Origin of the sequence: Lacrimispora sp. 210928-DFI.3.58, from assembly GCF_020554865.1 — a bacterium.
In the GTDB taxonomy this organism is placed as follows: Bacteria; Bacillota; Clostridia; order Lachnospirales; family Lachnospiraceae; genus Enterocloster.
In genome coordinates, this window is the sequence record NZ_JAJCIC010000033.1 from 26,518 (window position 1) to 48,418 (window position 21,901).

Annotated in this window: 18 protein-coding genes and 2 riboswitches; all 18 genes read right to left on the bottom strand. The window is 52.1% G+C overall.

Annotated elements, in window-relative coordinates; all coding sequences use genetic code 11:
- Nucleotides 1-3: 3 nt before the first annotated feature.
- The 18 genes from LIZ87_RS17345 to LIZ87_RS17430 all read right to left on the bottom strand — a co-directional run bounded on the left by LIZ87_RS17345 (nt 4) and on the right by LIZ87_RS17430 (nt 21,883).
- Nucleotides 4-1,083, bottom strand: a complete 1,080-nt coding sequence (locus tag LIZ87_RS17345) for a PTS fructose transporter subunit IIC (RefSeq protein WP_227148623.1) — start codon at nt 1,081-1,083, stop codon at nt 4-6.
- A gap of 17 nt (nt 1,084-1,100) precedes the next feature.
- Nucleotides 1,101-1,547 carry a PTS sugar transporter subunit IIA gene (locus LIZ87_RS17350; RefSeq protein WP_227148624.1) on the bottom strand — a complete coding sequence of 149 codons (447 nt, stop codon included), beginning with the start codon at nt 1,545-1,547 and terminating at the stop codon, nt 1,101-1,103.
- Between the two features lie 95 nt (nt 1,548-1,642).
- On the bottom strand, nt 1,643-2,644 hold the full coding sequence (locus LIZ87_RS17355; RefSeq protein ID WP_227148625.1) for a BglG family transcription antiterminator: 1,002 nt from the start codon (nt 2,642-2,644) through the stop codon (nt 1,643-1,645).
- A 186-nt stretch (nt 2,645-2,830) separates the two neighbouring features.
- Nucleotides 2,831-3,631, bottom strand: coding sequence for a BglG family transcription antiterminator (locus LIZ87_RS17360; protein WP_227148626.1), 801 nt, complete (start codon nt 3,629-3,631; stop codon nt 2,831-2,833).
- 41 nt (nt 3,632-3,672) lie between these two features.
- Complete coding sequence (locus tag LIZ87_RS17365) at nt 3,673-4,149, bottom strand: heme-degrading domain-containing protein (RefSeq protein ID WP_227148627.1); 477 nt, start codon at nt 4,147-4,149, stop codon at nt 3,673-3,675.
- Nucleotides 4,134-5,132 (bottom strand): Gfo/Idh/MocA family protein, encoded by a 999-nt coding sequence (locus tag LIZ87_RS17370; RefSeq protein ID WP_227148628.1) that lies wholly within the window; start codon nt 5,130-5,132, stop codon nt 4,134-4,136. The genes LIZ87_RS17365 and LIZ87_RS17370 overlap by 16 nt, the downstream gene beginning before the upstream one ends.
- A gap of 87 nt (nt 5,133-5,219) precedes the next feature.
- Nucleotides 5,220-5,900: a fructose-6-phosphate aldolase gene (locus LIZ87_RS17375; protein WP_227148629.1), complete on the bottom strand. Its 681-nt coding sequence runs from the start codon at nt 5,898-5,900 to the stop codon at nt 5,220-5,222.
- Nucleotides 5,901-5,919: 19 nt separating this feature from the next.
- Complete coding sequence (locus LIZ87_RS17380; protein WP_227148630.1) at nt 5,920-6,846, bottom strand: glycyl-radical enzyme activating protein; 927 nt, start codon at nt 6,844-6,846, stop codon at nt 5,920-5,922.
- Nucleotides 6,847-6,921: 75 nt separating this feature from the next.
- The gene (locus LIZ87_RS17385; RefSeq protein WP_227148631.1) at nt 6,922-9,276 is read right to left on the bottom strand and encodes a glycyl radical protein; all 2,355 of its coding nucleotides are present in this window, start codon (nt 9,274-9,276) and stop codon (nt 6,922-6,924) included.
- A gap of 354 nt (nt 9,277-9,630) precedes the next feature.
- Entirely contained in the window at nt 9,631-10,395 is a 765-nt protein-coding gene (locus LIZ87_RS17390; RefSeq protein ID WP_227148632.1) for a DeoR/GlpR family DNA-binding transcription regulator, read from the bottom strand.
- Between the two features lie 116 nt (nt 10,396-10,511).
- The gene (locus LIZ87_RS17395) at nt 10,512-11,801 is read right to left on the bottom strand and encodes an amidohydrolase family protein (protein ID WP_227148633.1); all 1,290 of its coding nucleotides are present in this window, start codon (nt 11,799-11,801) and stop codon (nt 10,512-10,514) included.
- A gap of 30 nt (nt 11,802-11,831) precedes the next feature.
- Nucleotides 11,832-13,238 carry an NCS2 family permease gene (locus LIZ87_RS17400; protein WP_227148634.1) on the bottom strand — a complete coding sequence of 469 codons (1,407 nt, stop codon included), beginning with the start codon at nt 13,236-13,238 and terminating at the stop codon, nt 11,832-11,834.
- 125 nt (nt 13,239-13,363) lie between these two features.
- Nucleotides 13,364-13,460, bottom strand: a riboswitch (purine riboswitch).
- Between the two features lie 3 nt (nt 13,461-13,463).
- A complete protein-coding gene (gene xdhC / locus LIZ87_RS17405) occupies nt 13,464-13,958 on the bottom strand; it encodes a xanthine dehydrogenase subunit XdhC (RefSeq protein WP_178316031.1) in 495 nt (164 codons plus the stop codon).
- On the bottom strand, nt 13,951-14,841 hold the full coding sequence (xdhB, locus tag LIZ87_RS17410; RefSeq protein WP_178316032.1) for a xanthine dehydrogenase subunit XdhB: 891 nt from the start codon (nt 14,839-14,841) through the stop codon (nt 13,951-13,953). The genes xdhC and xdhB overlap by 8 nt, the downstream gene beginning before the upstream one ends.
- 24 nt (nt 14,842-14,865) lie before the next feature.
- The gene (gene xdhA, locus LIZ87_RS17415; RefSeq protein WP_227148635.1) at nt 14,866-17,292 is read right to left on the bottom strand and encodes a xanthine dehydrogenase subunit XdhA; all 2,427 of its coding nucleotides are present in this window, start codon (nt 17,290-17,292) and stop codon (nt 14,866-14,868) included.
- A 121-nt stretch (nt 17,293-17,413) separates the two neighbouring features.
- Nucleotides 17,414-17,509, bottom strand: a riboswitch (purine riboswitch).
- 221 nt (nt 17,510-17,730) lie between these two features.
- Nucleotides 17,731-19,572: a sulfatase-like hydrolase/transferase gene (locus LIZ87_RS17420; RefSeq protein WP_227148636.1), complete on the bottom strand. Its 1,842-nt coding sequence runs from the start codon at nt 19,570-19,572 to the stop codon at nt 17,731-17,733.
- A 230-nt stretch (nt 19,573-19,802) separates the two neighbouring features.
- Nucleotides 19,803-20,981: a phosphoribosylaminoimidazolecarboxamide formyltransferase gene (locus LIZ87_RS17425; RefSeq protein ID WP_227148637.1), complete on the bottom strand. Its 1,179-nt coding sequence runs from the start codon at nt 20,979-20,981 to the stop codon at nt 19,803-19,805.
- Nucleotides 20,982-21,169: 188 nt separating this feature from the next.
- Nucleotides 21,170-21,883 (bottom strand): IMP cyclohydrolase, encoded by a 714-nt coding sequence (locus tag LIZ87_RS17430; RefSeq protein WP_227148638.1) that lies wholly within the window; start codon nt 21,881-21,883, stop codon nt 21,170-21,172.
- Between the last annotated feature and the right edge of the window lie 18 nt (nt 21,884-21,901).

Here is a 21,901-nt window from a genome sequence, read left to right on the forward strand (position 1 = left end):
TTTTTACTCAAACTGAAGGTCAATGTCTTCCATATCCTCATCGGGCTTGCCCTCATCCTGAACTGCCACCGGCTTTTTCACTGCGTTTACCACCAATGCCGTGACAAGGGAGCCGGATGCCAGGGCGATGAGGAAGCCCACAGGATTTCCAATGACCGGAAGGACGATCAGTCCGCCCCAGGCCACCTGACAGGTCACGTTCATCAGGAAGGCAACTGTTGCTCCAACCATATCGCCGATCACAAGGCTTGGAATAACTCTTAAAGGATCGTTTGCCGCAAAGGGGATGGCGCCCTCTGAAATGCCTACACAGCCCATGATCAGGGATGCCTTTCCTGCCTCGCGTTCCTCTGCTGTATACTTTTTCGGAGCCAGGAAGGTTGCCAGAGCCATGCCGATGGGAGGCGCTGCCACTGCCACCGCGTTTCCGCCTGCGAAGGTATAGACGCCGGAGCTGACCGTGCCGTTTGCGATCGCAAATGCCACCTTGCTGAAGGGGCCGCCCATATCAACGCCTGACAAAAAGCCGTCTGCGATTCCCAGCATAACCTTGCTTCCGCCTGTCAGGGAGCTCATGAAGTCTATGAGGTGATTCATAACAAAGGCAATGGGAGCGCCCAGACCCCACAGCATGATGCCGCACACCAGGAACACGCTGATAATGGGAATGACAATGATGGGCATTACGGAGCGGATCACTGCCGGAACCCTGATCTTTTTCAGGAAGTAACAGATAATGCCTGCCAAAAAGCCGGATATGATGCCGCCCAGAAAGCCAGCGCCGATGTTGTTTGCGATGACGCCGCCTACGGCTCCTGCCGCAATTCCCGCCCTATCCGCAATGGAGGCTGCGATGTAAGCGGAAAGGATGGGAACCATAAGGCCCATTCCTGCTGCACCGATGGTCCAGATCTGGCCAGGAAGAGATTCTGCCGGAGGGATGCCTCCCTGTCCGTACATGGTCACTGCCAATGCCATCAGCACACCTGCTGCCGTTACGAACGGCACCATATAGGAAACTCCGTTCATCAGGTGCTTTCTCGTCCCCTTCATAATTCCCTTTAATTCACCAAAAACACTCATCCTCGTACTCTCCCTTCTTATGAAACCTGACCTACTAATCCGATGACTTCCTCTGCGCGCTCTGCTCCCCTCAGCTTTTCCAGGAACTCCGGATACACCATCTTCCTGAACAGGGAGGAAATGATCTTTAAATGAAGGTCCCCCTGTCCCGGCGATGGAACCGCGATCTGGAATACCAGATCCACCTTCTCATTGTCATCCCATTGGATGGGCTTTGCCAGCCGCGCAAAGCCCAGAGAAGGCGTCTTCACATGGACGGATTTTGCATGAGGCGTTGCAATGTTCATTCCCACTGCTGTGCTGGCCTGGGCTTCTCTGCTCTTTACGTCCTCCACATACCCTTCCTGGTCCAGGAGCCGCCCTTCCTGGTCCATGGCTGCTGCCAGGGCCCTCATGACCTGCTGCTGGTTCTCCGCTGCCAGATCAAACAGGACAAATGGTTCTGCCATTAAGTTTTCTCCCAATGTTTCTTCCTCCTTATTGTTTTTTATTTGTTGATACAATATTATTATTTTTTGTTATTATTTTCAATGGCATGTAAAGAGCAATTTTGCGGTTACTACTGCAAAAGTTCCAGTATGTTCTCCTTGGAGGCAGCCCGGCGTATCTGCTCCACTGTCTCCCGGTCCCCTACCTTCTCATAAAATACTTTAAAAAAGCGGCGGGTAAGAGCGATCTCGTCAAAATTCAGGGCCAGGAGGAAAATGATGTCAACAGGTCCATTTCCCCAGTCCATCTTCTGCTTTAAGCGGATCAATACCACAGCGGGCTTAAGCACATGGTTTTCGATCCCATGGGGGATCGCTACCCCATAGTTGATCTCCGTTGAACTGACGGCCTCCCGGTGAAGCACTTCCTTATAATACTCCCCATTTACATAGCCGCCCTGCTCCAAAAGGCTGCAGGCCCTTCGGATCAGACTTTCCTTGGAATCGGGCTCCTCATCCAACAGCATAAAGGAGGGCTTCATATAGTCTGCCAGGGTACACAGCATGGCGGGAGACTGCTTTTTGGTAAACAGGGCGTTGATCTCCCGCTTCAGCTTGATCACATCACGTTCTCCCACAAGGGGAGTGATGGATATAACGGGAAGCCTGTGCTGAAAACCGGGGAGGGTTGTGATCAAAATATCGCAGTCCAGCCTGGGAGCCCGGCGGATCTCGTCTGTGGACAATATCCCTCCAATCTGAACATCCGAAACCATGCGCTCGATCCGCTCCGCTGCCAGACGGGCATTTAACAGACCTCCTGCCCCTACGAACACAGCCTTCACCCGCTTGTCCACTCTCACCATAGCTCCTCCCACAAGGAGGGTCAAAAAGGCGATCTCATGCTCAGAGGGAAGGATGCCGGCGTATTCCCTGTACAGCTTTCCAAGGGAATAGCAGGTGGTAAACACAGAATAGTAGGTTCGTTTGATGTCATCTAAAAAGGGATTGCGGATCAAGAGACGGAATTTTGTCCGCACAAGGGAGTGGTTTAAAAAGCGCTCCATGCTTTCCCCCAGGGCCTGATCTGAGGTAAGATCCAGTCCGGCGGAGCCTGACACATGGCTGATCATCCGGCTGCATACGGAGCTTAAGGCGTCTCTTGAGAGCAGATAGTCCTGCTCCTCTCCTCCCCCGCCCTTTTTCTGAAACTCTGCCCCGGCAAGGAGGACGGCTGTGTACCTCTTTTCGCTTTCCTGGAGGAAAAGGCCTGTATACTGCTCCAGGATATCCGTCAGAAGCCCGGAGGATTCATTTTCTCAGTCCTCCAGAAGACAATGGGCCTCAGCAGGCGCTATGGCCCTTCCTCCCTTGATTCTCATACATTGGATGCAGAGATATTCCACCAGCATGCAGAAGCTGTAGTCTGTCATATCTGCCCTGATCCTCCGCTCAAATTCCTTTAAGCCCCTGCAGATACGGCTCATGCTGTCCCTTCCGTACAGCGCCTCCATTCTCTGCCTTTCTGATGCCTCCAGACGGTAATCCCTCTCTCCATGGCCTAAGCCATCCCCCGGTTGATCCTTCATGGGACCAGGGCCATCCTGTGATCCCCCCTCCACGCGGCCCAGGGCGGCAAGAGCTGTCCTGATGCGCACCTCAGCCCCCTCTAAAAGAAGGCCCTTTTTTCCCTTTCTTACCAGCGTCAGCTCATGCTCTCCTGCCCATTTTTCCACCTGCTCCAAATCCTGGAGGATCATGCCGCGGGACACATACAGCTCCTCGGAAAACAGCGCCACCGTATAATTTTCCCACCCCTCCAGGAGAACGCGGAGTATATAAAAGATCCGGTGTTTTTCATCGTATTTCCCTGCCTCTCCCCTTACAAAGGGCCTTAATAATTCCCGGTCACACTCCCTCAGCTCCAGATAGATCCCCAGCCCCCGCTTGCTCACATAGGGGATCTGCTTTTCCTGGCAGAAGGCGCTTACCTCCTTTAGGTAGGTCTGGACGCTGCGCTCTGACATATCCAGCATGGAGGCTATGGCCTTTGCCGTTATGGGCGTCTTATCGTTGAGCACCAGCAATTTCAGGATACTCTGTGCTTTTGTTGACAGCATACTTTTCCCTCTTTCAAACAGCCTTTTTCAAAAGGACTCTTTCAGACAGTTTCCTTCAGATAGCGCAGGATCTCTCCTGTTACCAGCTCATGGTCCTCCTCCTCTGACAGTCCGGAGACCGTGATCGTGCCCGTCATTCCCATTCCGGCGATGAGCAGGGGAACGCTGCCTCCGGCGGCTGCATAGTCGGCTGCCGGAAGTCCATAGCGGTTTGTCATGGTGTCCTGCTTAAGCTTCATATAGAGTGACATTTCATAGGAGGATTTCTGGAACTGATATACGGTGTTCTCCTTTCTCCTGATCCACTGGTCGTTGATGGCCGCAGCCCCCGGCATGGAACAGTAAAAAAGACGCCTTCTGTTCCATGTGATGGATATGGCAATGGGATAGCCCTTTTCCTTTGCTTTTTCCCTGATCCTGGTTCCTATGAGCCATGCCGTTTCCTCATCAAAGGAAGGGAATTCCCAGGTTCTCCTGGCCTGCTTCAGTTCCTCAATGGTCTTTAATATCTCTTCCATAATTCCTCCTTGTCCGCCGGGAAATGAATGCCCAGCTGCTTTTTTACCTCTTCCATGACCTCCAGCTCCATCAGGGAATACTGATTGTGAAGGGCTGCCTGTGACCTTCCCTCTATGACATTGATCCACTCCCGGATCTCATGGATCATGTTAAGTTCATTTTCATGGGATACCAGCACCTCTTTGTTTCCCTTTCTATCATAGAAGGCCACCTCATAGGGATTTGGTATCTCCCGGATCACCATAGTCCCCTCCTCTCCCTGGATCTGGCTGGGAAGACGGTTGTCTGAGATTTTTGAATACAAAAGCTCTGCCTGCATCCCATCATAGGAGGCCAGGATCGTCCCCGCCCCGTCTACGCCGTTTTCCAGAAGAAGACCCTCTGCATGGATCTGCTTCGGAAGCCCGAATAATTTCACCAGCGGGTGGATACAATAAACTCCGATGTCTGTCAACGCGCCGTTGGAAAAGGCCGGGTTAAAGGCATTTTCAACGATCCCCTTTTTGAAGGAATCGTACCGGGAGGAATATTTCCCGTACTGGAAGGTGACTCTCCGTATCCTTCCCAACCGTACAAGGTTCTCCCGGATGATCTGAAAGCCGGGGTCAAAGACAGAGCGCATGGCTTCCATTACAGTGACCTGGTGCTCCTCTGCCAGCCTGAGAAGGGTTTTAAGCTCCATGGGGTTGGAGGTGATGGTCTTTTCGCAGAGCACATGCTTACCGTTCATAAGCATCAGGGCGGCCTGCTCAAAATGAAGGCTGTTGGGGCTTGCCACATACACCGCGTCAATGTCCCCGCGCCCGGCAAGCTCCATTAAATCTGTGCAGTACCCCTTTGCCCCGTACCTGGCTCCAAAGGCCCGGGCTGTATCCTCGCTTCTGGAATAGGCTGCCTCATACTGCAATTCCCCGCACTGGGAGGCTGCCTTCAGAAACCAGTCCACTACAAAATTTGTGCCGATCGTCGCAAAACGTATCATGGTGTTCTCCTTTCCTATTGACAAAAAAGGGGCATCACAAGGCACAGCAAATCCTTGAACCTTATGATGTCCCTTTTTCCACACTGCTTATAAACAATCCTTCATGGTCTTGCCCTTGCCGCAAAGGCCCTCAAAATCCTTCACAAAGGCCTCCACTGCCATGGCAACGGAGTCATTGACGATCAGGCCCTCGATCACATCCGGGGAAATGGTGGCCGCGCCCACGCCGTGCTCACACAGCTCCAAAACCTGCTGGGAATTCTTAAAGCTGGCCGCAAGAACCTCTGTCTTTAAGCCATTTTTCTTAAAAATATCGTGGATATCCTTTGCCGTCTTCACGCCGTTTGCCCCCAGGTTATCGATCCTGTTTACATAGGGAGCAGCGTAGTCAGCTCCTGCCTTGGCTGCCAGAAAGGCCTGCATCTGTGTATAGATGGCTGTGGCTGTCACATTTGCTCCCTCTGCCTTTAAGGCCTTCATGGCCTTTAAGCCCTCCTTTGTGGTGGGCACCTTCACGTAGGTGTTCATGCCCAGCTCCTTCTGGATCCTGTGGGCGTCCTCAAGCATCCCCTCCGCGTCTGAGGCAATGACCTGTACGTGAAGCTCCGCCTCCGGCCCGATGAAGGCCCGGATCTCCCGCAGAGTCTCAAAGGGCTGCTTTCCGTTCTTTGCCAGGATCGAAGGATTTGTGGTCACTCCGTCCACTGCGAAGGTGCTGTAAATGGCCTTGATCTTCTCTAAATTCGCGTCATCAATAATAAATTTCATATAGTTTTTCCTCTCTTTCTTATACTTCCATGGAGATATTTTTTACCCCGTTTGATCTGGCGGTCTCTGCAAAGCCCTCCATTGCCTCACGGGAATAGCGTGTTGGATTTTCTTTGAAAAAATAGGTCCGGTCCACCAGGTGGTACTTTGCCTCTGCCAGAGGATTGTAATTTAAGATCTCATAGGCTGCCTCCGGATAAATGCCGGAGATAAAACGGCTGATCTCCCCGATATTCTCCTCCCTGTCCGTGATCTTGGGGATCATAGGAGTGCGGATCACCACCGCGTCCCGCTTTTCTGATTCCAGAAGAAGCCTTATGTGCTTTTTGATCCTGTCATTTGGCGTTCCCACATAAGTCTCATGCTCCCTGCTGTCAAACAGCTTCAAATCCGCGTAAATGAGATCCAGCCACGGCATCACCGCCTCCACCGTCTCAGTGGGAACATGGAGGGCCGTCTCAATGGCGGTATGGATCCCCTGCTTTTTCAGCTCTTTTAAAAAGGCAAGCACAAACTCCGGCTGCAGAAGAGGCTCCCCGCCTGAGAGGGTAACTCCTCCCCCGTATTTGTAAAAGGGAGCATCCTTCATCACTGCTTCCACCGCCTCCTCCACTGTCATGGAGCGGCTGTCCCAGACAAGGGCTCCGGCGGGACAGCTCTCAATGATCCTGTCCCAGTCCTCCCTCTTTTCCACAGAAAGCTGTATGCCCTTTTCCCCTGCTGTGACTCCCCCCTTTTCCGAGAGGCGGCAGCAGGTGCCGCAGCCAATGCATTTATTTTTGAAATATAAGGGCCTGGCCCTGGTGCTGATCCCCTCCGGATTGTGGCACCACACGCAGGACAGGGGGCAGCCCTTTAAAAATACGGTGGTGCGGATCCCGCCGCCGTCATGGGTTGAAAACCGGCAGATATCAAATATGGTTCCCCTTATGCTCCCCGCTTCCATGATACTCTCCCTTCCTGCAGCCCTGCTGCCAGCACGGCGGTCAGACCATACTGCCGGACTGTCTCTTTCTTTCTATCATATACCGGCATAACTGGTTCTAGCAATGATCTCATTCTGCAGCTCCTCCGCAAGCTCTGTAAAGTAAGCTGTATAGCCTGCCACCCGAACCGTAAGGCTGCGGTACTGCTCCGGGTTGGCCTTCGCCGCCAGCAGGTCCTCCTTACGCACCACGTTGAACTGGATATGAGGGATCTCCAGATCCACAAAGGTACGCAAAAATTGGGCAAACTTGTCTACCCCTTCCTCTGTCCGGAAAAACTCCGGCAGGAACTTCATATTCAGCAGGCCTCCATTTGTGGTCAGGTTTTTGTCCAGCTTTGATACGGATTTTAAAACTGCTGTGGGGCCTGCAATGTCACGTCCGTACACAGGAGACATTCCTCCGTCGGCCAAGGGCTGCCCTGCATGCCTTCCGTCCGGGCTGGCGCCCACATTCTCTCCCATGGGGACATGAGCGGAGACAGTGTACATTCCCGTATGGTATCTGCCGCCCCGGTAGTTGGTGTAGGTGGAGAGACGCTTTTTGAAATACTCTGCCCACTTCACGCCCAGATTGTCTACCCAGTCCACATCATTTCCATATTTGGGAACCTTATTTAGCAGCATGGCCCGGAGCACCTCACTGCCCTCAAAATCTTTTTCAAGGGCATGTAAAAGCTCTTCTCCCGATACCTTATGCTCATCAAATACAAGCTGCTTGACGGCTGCCAGGCTGTCTGCCAGATTTGCCACCTGGATCATCTGAATGCCGGAGAAATTGTAATAGGCTCCTCCCGCTGTCACATCCATTCCCTTTTCCATGCACTCGTCTATGACAGAGGACAGGAAGGGGGATGGCAGCAGGTCAATGTGGGCCTTTTCCACTTCCTCGCAGGCCTTTACCATCCGGTCCATGTACTCATCCAGATACCTCCGGAATACATTCTCCAGCTCCCCGAAGGTCTTATAGGTGCTGAGATCCCCATAATGTTCAGCCAGCTGTTCTCCTGTGATCAGGCATCTGCCTCCTGTCAGCGTAAGCTCCAGGATCTTGTTCAGATTGAACATGGCCGCATCGCTCCAGCCCAGATTATTTCCCTGAGTCGTAAGCTCCACACAGCCTACAATAGCGTAATCCCTGGCGTCCTTCTCCTCCACTCCCAGCTCCATCATAGCCGGTACAATGGCCTTATCATTAAAGAACTGCGGCATGCCGCTTCCCTTGGCAACCACCCTGATCGCCTGCTTTAAGAGATCGTCCCCTGTGCCCTCGTGGAGCCGGACGGAAAGGTTTGGCTGCGGAAGTCCCAGATGCTCCTGGGCCTTTAAAAAGAGGAAGGACAGCTCATTTGAAAAATCATTTCCCTCTGCGTCCTGGCCTCCCACTGCGATGTTAAAGCCAATGGGGAAGCCGGCAAAGAATTTGGCGCTGTTGGCATTGCGCATGTATACGATCTCATTGAACTTTAACCAGAGGCACTCGATGATCTCCAGGGCCCTCTGGGCATCCAGGCGGCCTTCCTTTATGTCTCTGTCATAGTAATCCCAGAGGAATTCATCCATCCTGCCCGGTGAGAAGGAGGAGGCGTTGGATTCCATGTGAAGGATCACAAAGAGAAACCAGATGGACTGCACTGCCTCCCGGAAGGTCTTTGGCGGCTCCTTTGATATCCTCCGGCATACCTTTGCCGTCTCCTCCAGCTCAGAGCGCCTCTGCTTCTCTGTCTCCCGGCCCGCCATCTCCATCAGCAGGTCGTGGTACCGCTCCATGAAATGGATGGCCCCGCTCATCACCAGGGCTACGCTTTCATAAAACTCCTTCTGCCCGCTCTTTGCAGTCTGAAGGCGGCTCTCTGCCTCCTCCTTAAGTCCTGCAGGACCCTTTTGCAGCCATTCCTTGCAATTCGGACAGATGTGGCCCTGGGCATGATCCTTCTGGTTGATCTTCACTACCTTTGCGATGCGGTCGATCTCCCCTCCGTAGCGGCTGCGCAGCACATCCTCCAGGGACTTGCCCTGCCAGTAGGGCTTGATCACCTGGCGGAAATATGTAATGTCCTCCTGCCTTACCTGAAAACGGTCCTGAGGCCTGGTGGGAAGAGTCTCAAACTCCCGGTCCACCCAGGTGCTCCCGCTCTCCGGGAAAACCACGCCCCAGCGCACTCCGGCGGTGCGGTTGCCCACGATCAGTTCCTCCGGCTCCGCGCAGATCTTCATCTGCTCCAGGGCAGCCTTTAATGACAGGGCCCGCTGTATGATCCTGGGCTTTTCTTCGTTTGCTTTGTAGGTTTCTGTGATGATCCTGGCCTGCTCGATGGAAGCATATCTGGGCTCAGACAGCATTTTCTCCTTCAGTAGACGGATGCGCCGGGTCATAAGAAGTTCGTTCATGGGAATCCTCCTTTTACTGATATGTACTCTCGGAGTCTCCCTCATGTCTGCCTTTGGGGCTGAGCTTCCGAGCGCACATTGATAATTACTGTTTATCTTTTTTTATTGTTTTTTATTGTTTTTTCTGTTTTTAGTATAGTCTTTCTCGCCCTATTTGTCAACAGTGTTTTTATTGTTTTTTATTATTTATTATTGTTTTGTCGTTTCCAATCAGGAACAAAGCGGGCTTGCCTGCTTTGCGCGCCGCCGCGCGTGCTCTGTTTTTAGAGCACATTTTCCTATGAAACAAAAAAGCACGACCCCCCATCCATCGGGATGGAGCATCATGCTTTTTCTCTAAAGCCTGCTATTCGCCTACAGCCATTCGATATTGTATTCCTTCAGTTTTTCTTCGATATCTGCCGGCGGGTTGCTCTCCATGATCGCTCCGGAGAAGTGATCGATGCCGGCGTACTTGTACGTGCCGTCAGTGTTGAATTTTCTTGTTTCCAGCATCATATAGGAGGCCTTGCTCGCCTCTATGATCCGGCTTTTGGTGATGCCGTCCTCCACCATATAGGTGGAAACAGAATTGTCAAATACATCCACGCCCACGGTTCCCATAAACGCAATGTCAAAGCGGAACTCCGATATCCTCCTGTCGGTAAAGCTTCCCACAAAGCCGTCCCTTCCCCTGTTAAAAAAGCCTCCCATAAAAATAAACCGGATGGACGCAGGGGCTGCCATGAACTCCAGCATGATATCCACCATATTGGTGACGACTGTGATATTTAAGGGTGACTTGATCAAAAGCCTTGCCAGTTCCAGATTCGCAGTTGAGATATCCAGGAATATCATGTCTCCGTCCTTGATGAGCTCCAGGGCCTTTTCCGCGATCTTCTGCTTTGCCTCAATGTTTTTGTCCTTTCTCTGGGACACATTGAGATCGTGGACATTTACACGCACCTTCATGGCGCCGCCGTAGGTCTTGCGCAGAAGCCCCTTCTTCTCCAAGAGGGTCAGATCCTTGCGGATACTGTCCTCTGTCACCTCAAACCTCTCGCTCAGCTCCTTTACACGAACAGAGCCGTTTTTATTCACTAGAGCCACGATCTGGTTCTGCCTTTCCTCTGCAAACATGCTGTACCCGCCTTTCATTTCGTACTTTTTCTTATTTTATCATACTTTCTATTTTTGTGCACGAAAAAAATAGATTGAGGAACGGGTTGAGGCCGTACAGCAGACAGTAATGCACCTTACATCTTTCCCATCACCTGACGTCCGGCCACATATTTGCTCACAAGCCTTCCCTGCTCCTGGGCCAGGTAAACGTAGCGCTTCACCCGGTCTTCCACAGTGAGCGTACGCGCACAGCGGACACCGCTGTCATCTGCGATCAGGGCATCAAACTCATAGCCCTCCTCAAAGCTTCCAACCTTGCCGAAGAAGGAGCCTCCTCCCACAGTCGCAAGGTAGAAGGCTTCCTCTGTTGTCAGGGCCTTCAGCTCCTGGTCTGCGAGACGCCAGCGCAGCTTTGACACTGCTACCGCATCCGCCATACAGCGGAACATGGACAGATCGGCTCCTCCTGCCACGTCAGTTCCCAGGCCTACCTGTATGCCCTTATCCAGGTACTTCCTGATAGGTGCAATACCGGAGGACAGATTGGTGTTGGACTGGGGGCAATGAGCCACATAGACGCCATTTGCCCTGATCAGCTCCACTTCCTCCTCTGTGGAATGGACGCAGTGAGCCATGACTGTCTTTGCCTCTCCTCCGAAAAGCCCGAAGCGGGCATAGGCATCCCCGTAGCAGGAGGACCAGGGGCAGAGCTCCTTTACCCAGCCGATCTCTGACAGGTTTTCCGACAGATGAGACTGGACCGGAAGGCCATACTTTCTCCGGAGGTCCCCTAAGCCCGCCAGCAGTGCATCGCTGCAGGTGGGAACAAACCTGGGAGTCAGGATGGGGCTGGTATTCCGGTACTGCCCCATTGTCTCTGCGATCCAGCGCTCCGTAGCCTCTAAGGAGGCCTCCGGACTGGGCTCCCGCAGATAATCCGCACAGTTTCTGTCCATATTTACCTTTCCCACATAGGTCTTAAGCCCTGAAGCCTCCAGCTTATCCATGAGAAGCCTGGTAGCCGGACCATGGATGGTGGCAAATACCACCGCCCTGGTAGTAGCGCTCCTTTTCAGGTCATCCGTAAAAATGCCGTAGGCCTTCTCTGCATAGTCCAGCTCCTGATACCGGCTTTCCTCCGGGAATGTATGGGTCTCAAGCCATTCCAGAAGCTCCAGGTCCATCCCCATTCCCCGGAAGGTATACTGGGGCGCGTGGACATGGAGGTCCGTCATGCCCGGCAGTATCAATGCATTGCCATGGTCCTTTACGGGAAGTCCTTTGTATTTCTCCGGCAGCTGCAAAAACACCCCCTTCGAAATGCCTTCCACACAGACCAAGTATCCATTCTCTGTAACCGATAACTCATCCTTATTTTTGCTGTAACAGATATTTCCTTTTAATATAAATGAATTTGTTTCCACTTGCAGTCACTCCCATCTGTTTTCATTTTCCTATAATGTCATACATGCATACCTGACAATAAATATCAGGGAGATCACAAGTGTCAGAAGCTTGACATCCTCTCTCCTTCCTGTGGAAAGCTTCATCACGCAGTAGGTGATCAGTCCCAAAGCCACTCCGTTTGCAATAGAGTAGGTAAAGGGCATAAATACGATGGTGCAGAATGCAGGAAGTGCATTGCTCATCTCGCTAAAATCCACATCCTTGATATTGCTTAACATCAGGATACCTACAAAGATCAGGGCCGGTGCGGTCGCTGCTCCCGGAACGATGCTGACAACAGGAGCGAAAAGGAGGGCTCCCAAAAACAGTAACGCAGCTGTCAGACTGGTAAGACCGGTCCTTCCCCCTGCTGCGATCCCGGCGCTGGATTCTACTACGGTAGTTACCGTGGAGGTTCCCACCATTGCCCCTGCCGCTGTTGAGATGGCATCGGACATGAGCGCCTGCTTCATGCGGATCACTTCGCCGTTTTCATCGATCATGCCGGACTGCTTTGCTGCTCCCAGCAGAGTTCCGATGGAGTCAAACATATTGACCAGTGAGAAGCTTAAAACCAGCATCGTGATGGTAAAAAGAGTTTCAACCATATTTTTGCCTTCGAACATGCCCGAAAAATCCATGTGCATAAAGGATATTTCCGCGAAATCCTGCAGCTTCATTCCCAGATCCATGTTCAGGTTGGATATCTGCGTCACTCCCAGAGGGATACCGATAATGGTGGCTGCTATGATCCCCAGGAAGATGGACCCCTTTACCTTTTTCACATGGAGGATACCCATGATCAGCAGTCCGGCCAGAGCTGTCAGGGCCCCCATAACAGGCGCCATATCCGCCCCCGGCGTTCTCCACTGGGAGAAATCCACCATACTCACAAGGGTCGCAGGATTGGAGATCACCAGTCCTGCATTTTTCAGTCCGATGATGGTAATAAACAGGCCCACTCCCGGGGTGATGGCTGACTTTACGGCATCCGGGATCGACCGGATGATGGCCTCGCGCAGTCCGATCGCCGTTATGATGATAAAAAACACACCGGACAAAAATACGATCACCAGGGCCTGGTTGTAGGTGTAGCCCATTCCCAGCACGACCGTATAGGCAAAAAATGCATTCAGTCCCATGCCGGGCGCCTGGACAAAGGGCACCTTTGCATAGAGCGCACAGAGGATCGTTCCGATGAAGGCTCCGATGCAGGTGCCGATGAAGACTCCGTTTGCGATGCGCCCTGCCATTTCCATATCCCCCATGATCACGTAGGGATCTGCCAATACCTGAGGGTTCAGGATCAAAATGTATGCAATGGTAATAAATGTCGTGATTCCCGCCAATACCTCTGTCCGTACAGTTGTCTTGCTTTCCTTTAGTTGAAATAACCTTTCCAATCTGCTATTCATGCTTTCCTTCTCCTTTAATAAGATTGTTTTTGAACCATTTTCCAGGAACTGGATTTATCTTATCTGGGAGTCCGTCCGATACCAATCAGACACTCCGCGTTGCCATTTCTGCCATTTATCCCCTCCCTTTGCAGAAATAAACTTATAGGCAACTATTTACGGTAGTTGGTAGAGACATTCATCCGATCATGAATTTATATAAGCTATTTCATACTATATTATAATCTATTCACATTCCGGGTGTGTTGCCCGGTATGTTTCCTCGACAATCCTCTCCATGGCATTTAAGATATTTTCATAGCCAGTACATCTGCAGAGATGGCCGGATATCAGCTTGCGCAGCTCATCCCTGTTGTATTTTTTGCCTGTTCCCACGATCTCCACAGCGCTCATGATAAGGCCAGGCGTACAGAAGCCGCACTGAACGGCTGCTTCCTCGATAAATGCCTTCTGTATGGGAGACAGCTCTCCGTTCGGCCCCTTAAGGCCTTCGACTGTCATCACGCTTTTTCCGCTGGCCCACATGGTAAGGTAGATACAGCTGTCAATAGCCTCCCCATCCACCAGCACGGTACAGGCACCGCATTCTCCTACTTCGCAGCCCTTTTTCACTGAGGTCAGACCCAGTCGGTTCCTCAAGGTATCAAGGAGGGACTCCCTGTCATCCACTGCAAGCTCGGTCTCTTTTCCGTTGACCTTTAATCGAATAATGTTAAGCATTTATGATACCTCCTGCTTTCTTCACTGCCTCTGCCAAAGCCCTCTTTGGAAGCTCCTCAATGAGCTGGAGGCGGAATTCTTTTGATGCTCTCCAGGAAGAGCGCGGGTTTACCTCTGTGACGGCCATCCTGGCAAATTCCCCGACTGCTTCCTGATCCGTTACAAGACAGCCCCTTAAAAGCTCCTCCGCCTTTTTGCAGCGCAGGGGCGTAGGCCCGGCCACGCCGTAGCCCAGCCTGACATCCTCTATAGTCCTCTTATCCTCCGAAAGCTTTACCCGGACAGCGCATCCTAACGTGGCGATCTCCATGGCCTTGCGCTTTCCATACTTGATGTAATGTCCATGCCATCCCTCATAGGACTCCCGATGGATCAGAAAACAGGTACAGACCTCTGTGCGCTCTCTCACCGTCCGCCCCGGACCTGTATAGAAGCTTGCGATGGGCACGATCCGCCTGCCTTCCGGTCCCTCCAGCAGGATGTCTGCGTCCAGCGTACACATCGTGGAGGCGGAATCCGCGGAGGTGGCTCCATTGCAGATATTTCCCCCGATGGTTCCCGTGTTTCGTATCTGAGGGCCTCCTACCGTGTCCACGGCTTCCCCCAGCATGGGGATGTATTTCTGGATCAAGGGGTCATTTGTTATATGGGAAAAGGATGTTCCTGCCCCGATGGACAGATCCCCGTTTTCCAATAGACGGACTCCCTTTAATTCTTTGATATTATGTATGGATACCAGGGATCTTCCTGCATCCCTTCCCTCTCTCACGCGTATCAGTACGTCCGTGCCTCCGCTTATGATCTCTGCATTTTCATCTCTCACAAGGGCGTCTACGGCATCCTCCACGCTTTTTGCCTCATAAAATGATCTGATATCAAACATTGCTTTCTCCTTTTCTCCTGATGGTCAGATAAGCCCCTGCTCTTTGAATTTTTCGATCAGCCGCTGGGCCGTCATAGGGTTCTGATTCATGTGTACACCGGTTGCATTCAGGATCGCGTTGCGCAGTGCAGGTGCACAGGGGATCGCCGGCGGCTCTCCTAAGGATTTGTTTCCGTAAGGGCCTGTGGGATCCTGAAGCTGGATGAATTCCACGTGAAGGTCGGGAATGTCCATCGCTGTGGGGATCTTATAGTCCAGAAGGTTATTGTTTAAGGTGCGGCCTGTTTTCTCGTCCACCAGAAGCTCCTCTGAGAGTCCGTAGCCCAAAGACATGCTCATGCCTCCGTGCACCTGTCCCGCTGCTGTCTGGGGATTGATGAGCATGCCGGAATCATGGACATTGATAATGTCCTTTACTGTCACCAGACCAAGAGGCATATCCACCTCGATCTCCACAAAGCAGCAGCCGGAGGAAAAGGAATTGTCCCTGCATTGGCTGGTTGTCTCTGCTGTAATGTGGATGGAGCGCTCTAAGGAGTAAAATGCGGTGTCCGCCACCACGGATACGTCAAAGAGTACCGGCTCCCCGCCCTTTACCACGATCCTGCTGTCCACAATATCGAGCATATCCTCTGTGACCTCCTCCGACTCCGCGAGGCCAAGGGCGAACGCGATCTGCCTTCTCGCTTCGCTGACAACGCCTGCATACACGGTCTTTGAGATATCGCTTACAGAATGGTTCAGCATGTAGGCTGCATATTCCAGGATCTTGCGGCGCAATTCCAGACCGCATTTCTTACAGGCCATACCGGATACATAGGTCTGCCTGGATGCATAGGCTCCTGTGTCAAAGGGCGTTGTATCCGTATCCTGCGTGGAAACTGCATAGACACGGTCAATGGATATCCCTGTGGTCTCAGCGGCCATCTGTGAAAATACCGTATCCGCGCCCTGGCCGATCTCCGTGGCTCCCATGCAGAGCTGGATGGAGCCATCCTGGTTCAGCACCATGCGCGCAGCCGCTGTTTCCAGGGAAATGGGATAAACGCCTGTTTTGTAGCAGAAGATCGCCATACCGATGCCCTTGCGGACAGGCCCTGTCTGGTTTTTGTAGGCCTTCCATTTCTGATCCCAGCCAATGTATTCTTTTCCCTTTTCAATACAGGCCTTCAGCCCATAGGAGTGGAAGGTGATCCCATTTGCCGGATCCACAAAGCCGGCCTCCATGCAGTTTTTCAGCCGGAACTCGCAGGGATCCATCCCAATGGCTTCCGCCATATCGTCTGTCAGGCATTCCGTGATCCATGCTGCCTGGGGAATGCCGTAGCCTCTCATGGCTCCGGCCGTAGGCGATGAGGTGTAGACAGTAAAGCAGTCCACCTCTGCTCCCAGCCTGTCGCGGTAGAGATCCTTAAATACGTTTCCGCAGTTGGCGCAGATGGCGTGTCCGTGGGAGGCATAGGCCCCGTTATTGGCATAGGCCTCCAGCTTTCTTGCCAGGATGCGTCCATCCCTTGTCACCAGTCCCCTGCACAGGCCCTTAATGGCATGCCTTGTCCTGGTGCCCACAATGGTCTCCTCACGGCTGATCTCCAGCCTGACCGGACGGCCTCCCACTGCCATGGTAAGAAAGGCATTTAAGGGCTCATAGAGCACATCCTGCTTGTTGCCAAAGCCTCCTCCGATATAGGGCTTGATGATGCGCACCCTTCCGATGGGGATCCCCAGGGCCTGAGCCGTACATCTTCTGACAATATGGGGGATCTGTGTAGAGGATACAACGGTCACCTTGCCGTTTACATCCACATAAGCCCAGGAAACCGGAAGCTCAATGTGGCAGTGGGAGATCCTCGGCGTGTTATATTCCCGGCTGACCTCTATGAGCTCCTCCTCCCCATAGAGCTCCTTTGCCTCCTCAAGGCCATGCTCAAAGGTAAAATCAGAGGGCCCCATGGTCAGATGGGAATGGACGATCACATTATCCTTCCTCAGATCCGGGTGCAGAGGTGTGGCATCTTCCTTCATGGCTGCCTCCACTGTCACAACAGGCTCATATTCTTCATACTCCACCTTGATGAGACGTGCGGCCTGAGCGGCAGCGACCTCATTCTCTGCGATGACTGCCGCAATGTCATCCCCGTAAAGTCGGACTCTCTGGTTGAGCAGCCTCCGGTCACAGATATCCTGGTGCTTCAGCTCCACGCTCCACGGATGTCCTGCTGTGGGGAACTGGCAGTCAGGCACATCAAAACAGGTCAGGATCTTCACCACTCCCGGTACCTTTTTTGCCTCCTCCAGATCAAAGCTTTTTACAAGTCCATTCGCAATAGGGGAGTGGACCACCTTTCCGTGCAGGATATGCTCCGGTTCTAAATCCGCGCTGTAACGGGCCTCCCCCGTCACCTTTCCATAGGCATCCACACGCCCTATACTCTGTCCCACAACCTTCATGCCGCTTTCCTCCTCTTCTTTTTGTCTTTAACCAGTGCGATCCCGCCCAAAGGGCTTTTGCTGCATGGGAGGCTCCAAAGAAGTTTCCCATGTAACAAAAAAAGAGCCGGCTACTTATTTTTTCTGTTAGGAAAAATTATGTAGTCAACTCTTATGGTAGTTGGTAGAAACTCTGGGCCGATCCCCAGGATATACATAGAATCTTTGTTGTGTTATTCCGTTGTATGTAAGTTGTCACTATTATAATATCTAAAAATTTGTTTGTCTATTTACATTTTGCTAAAAATTTTTTAGGTCATTTTGTGCATTTTGAATATCCCGCTCCATCTATATGGCAGTAAATCAACTGTCTTTTCGCCATTCTCACAAGAGAACAGCGAGCTTCCGAAGGCCTGCATACTGACTGCCTCCTGTCATGACCGCCGCGCAGCCCGTACATCAGGGAGACTTTCCTGAGGGAGGCAGAGAAAACATTTCCCTGACCTTCTGCCTATCAAGGCTGTGGTTATAAACCAGGGCTTCGTAATCCAGTACCATATCGCGGACAGAAGACCCTTCCGCTTCCGCCTCCTCCCAGGTAAGGAAGTTCCCTTCCCTGTCATAACAGCCTGTAATGTGGATCACCGGAAGAGCCTCGGCCATCCGGAGCATGAAGCTGTCATAGGGTGACAGCTCCAGATTGGCTGCCTTCAGCACCTGGGAAGACAGGTAAACCGCCCCCATGTCTCCCATGTCCTGTGCGGGCTGTTCATAGTTGGTCCATATAAGAAAAGGCGTCCTGAACCATTTCAGATAGCTGGAGGGAGATGGATATTTCCTGACGCCTCCGTTGATCTTGTCAAAAAATTCTGCCTCCAGGCTGGGCAGATGGTCGCCGAACATGACGATCATCGTGGGCTCGTCGGAGGCCTCAAAATATTCCAGAAGGTACCGGAAGGCCTCGTCTGAACGTTTCATAAGAGACAGGTATTGATCCGCTTTGGGATATTTTCCCTCATGATCTCCGGTAAGGTGCACCTCCTGGCTGAAATTATCGTAGGTCCCCTCGTAGCCTCCGTGGTTCTGCATGGTGACATTGAAGATGAACAGCTTGTCCTTTGGATCTTTCTTGGCCTCCACCACCTGGATCAGCTTTTCATAATCTGCCTTGTCGCTTACGTACTTGCGCAGCTCCTCACAGCCCTCATAGAACTCCCCGTCCAGAAAGGTATCAAAGCCCATATTTTTATAGCACGCCTCTCTGTTCCAGTTTTTTCCCGGATAGGGATGCATTGCCACGGTCTCATAGCCCTGATCCTTTACAGTGCTCACCATGGTCCGGGCATCTGGCTTTACATAGAACTGGTAGGCGATGGAACCGGATGGCAGCAGGGCCATGGAATCTCCTGTGAGGAACTCAAACTCAGAATTGCTCGTCATGGCTCCGAACACAGGCATGCAGAGATTCCCCCGGATGGTGTTTTCCCGAAGGCTGTCTATAAAGGGGAAATACTCTTCATTGGTGGAAAATGCCCCGGCAAGACGGATATCCGCCAGGCTCTCGTTCATGATGCAGATGAGGTTTACGGGCTGGACGGGGGCAGTACCTGATATTCCTTCCGTTTTTCCTTCTCTCTCAGCCTCCGCCTCTGCCAAAATTGCCTCCACCCGCTCTATGCTGTAGCCCTCCGGCGGCCTTTTCACCATATCTTTTATGGAAGCCGCTGTAGCCAGAAGGAACCCATATTCACTGTAGCTCTCATTGACAGCCCACATTTTCACCTGCAGGTCCATGGACGGCACAAAATACAGGAAAAAGCTGAGAACAAATACAGCTGCAGCAGCCACGCCTCCTGCTCCCACAGCAAGACGGCATTGCAATCCCTTTATCCTCACAGGCTTCCTCCACAGGATCACATTGGCAGCAAGAAGGATAAGGGCTGACATCGCCATTTCCCAGGAAATGGAAAATGTATAGTTGGCCGACACGGACATGGCCGTCCTGGCAGCCATCACATCCCACAGCATCACCGGACGCTCGCGGAAAGCTACCACGAAGGTCTCCGCCAGTGCAATTACATAGAGAACAGACGACATCACAGGCACCGCTATCCTGCTCCTTCCACACAACACAAACAGGACCGTATACAGCACATAATACCAGCCAATATTGAGCAGGGCAAACGGCCAGGTGATACCGGTCAGATTCCCTGTAACAAATTCACACAGCACATAGGAAAGCACAGGCATCATGAGAAGGCCTGCCGGATTTCCTGTCCATTTCTTTTCTCTTGTATCCATAAAATGCCTCCTGAAACACTTTAAAAGGCGGGGTCTTTGTGCGATAACAGCTTTTCCATTATATAACAGACCAGCTCACAAGGGCAAGTAAAAAATCTGTATGCTCCGGCTGCCTACAAAAAAAATCTGTATGCTCCGGCTGCCGCAGCGATTCCCGCTTCCATATTCAAAAAAGGACTGGCCTCCTTTTGGCTGCCAGCCCTTTTCTATCCCCTATTCTCTTTCTCCCATTAATGATGGAACAGACGGATCCCTGTAAATGCCATCACCATGCCATACTGGTTGCAGGTCTCGATCACCTGGTCGTCGCGGACAGAGCCGCCTGGCTGTGCTACGTATTTTACGCCGCTCTTATAAGCCCTGTCGATGTTGTCTCCAAATGGGAAGAAGGCATCGGAGCCCAGCGCCACATCTGTCATGCCGTCCAGCCATGCCCGTTTTTCCTCCTTTGTAAATACAGGAGGCTTTACTTTAAAGGTCTTCTCCCATCTTCCGTCTGCCAGAACATCCATATAGTCATCGCCAATGTATACGTCAATGGCATTGTCCCTGTCAGCCCGCTTGATGCCGTCAATGAAAGGCAGGTTTAACACCTGGGGCGCCTGACGCAGATACCAGTTGTCTGCCTTGCTGCCTGCCAGGCGTGTGCAGTGTACACGGGACTGCTGGCCTGCACCGATACCGATCGCCTGGCCGCCCTTTACGTAGCACACGGAGTTGGACTGGGTGTACTTTAAGGTGATCAAAGAAATGATCAGATCAATAGCCGCGGACTCCGGCAGCTCCTTGTTCTCTGTGACAATGTTCTTTAGCAGATCCTTATTAATTTCCAGATTGTTGTGTCCCTGCTCAAATACAACGCCGAATACCTGCTTGCGCTCAATAGCCTCCGGCTCATAGTCCGGGTCGATCTGGATCACATTGTAGTTTCCGTTCTTTTTGGACTTTAAGATCTCCAGGGCCTCAGACTCATAGCCGGGAGCGATCACACCGTCCGACACCTCGCGCTTGATCAGCTTTGCTGTGTCTGCATCGCACACATCGGACAGGGAAATGAAATCGCCGAAGGAGGACATTCTGTCAGCGCCTCTGGCTCTCGCATAGGCACAGGCCAGAGGAGACAGCTCTCCTAAATCATCCACCCAGTAGATCTTCTTCAGCACATCATCCAGAGGCAGTCCTACAGCAGCTCCGGCGGGCGACACATGCTTAAAGGAGGTGGCAGCAGGCAGTCCCGTGGCAGCCTTTAACTCCCTTACCAGCTGCCAGCCGTTTAAGGCGTCCATAAAGTTGATATATCCGGGCCTTCCGCAGAGCACAGTAATGGGCAGCTCCTTGTCCCCGTTCATAAAAATCCTGGAAGGCTTCTGATTTGGGTTGCATCCGTATTTCAGTTCCAGCTCTTTCATCTTGATGATTCTCCTTTTGATATTTTCTTTATCTGTTGTAACTGTTCAGAACGGGGCATCTTCTTGCCCGGCTGTGGCCGGACAAAAGCTGGGAGATTCCTCCGATGTGAAATCAGCCATAAAAAGCTGCTTATAAGCAAGCTTAACGCAGCTTTTTCCGCCTGATTTCCCGCCGTTCTGAATGGTTACTATCTGTTCTTGTTTACGATCCTGGTCTCATACTCCCCGGTTGCAATGTCAATAAACCGCACAAACAGGGATACCTTGTTGTCCTCATTCAGGCTGCTCCAGACCATATCGGTAAAGGAATCAATATCCCCGTCTATGGCAACCAGCTTGGGCTCTCCCTCAAAGCTGGGCAGCGGGCTTCCGTCATGCATGTAGGTGTGGATAAAATGTCCCTCGCCGGCAATGGGATTCTGGTAAGCGTAGGTAAAGCGCAGGCAGGAGGAAGGATCCCCATGGTTGCTCTTTAAAATGGACATGGCATAGCTGTAAAGGCCCTTTTCGATGTGCATGATGCCGGAAATCCTTGGTGTATAGTTGGGGCCGTCCGGTTCAAATTCCCGGCAGCGCAGGGACTGCTCAAAGGTCATCTGGTGGTCCATGCCCTCATAGATGGTATCCGTCTGGTCACCGTTGGTGACAATGGTCTTGTTTCCCAGCACCCGCACAGGAGCATAGATGATCAGGCTGGGATCCGTCAGCTTTGCAGGATCAAAGGCCTGGGTGCGGATGCCGTCGCCATCCTCCACAAATACGCGGTTGCGGCTGTTCTCGCTTCTTCCCATGATAAAATAAGCAGTAACCGCCTTCCTGCCATCAGCCGTCTCTCCGATCACGATCCCTCTGCCGGGATAGGCATTGTTCTTCAGTTCCTGTTCCAATGACTTTACGTTCATATCCTTACCTCCGTGATA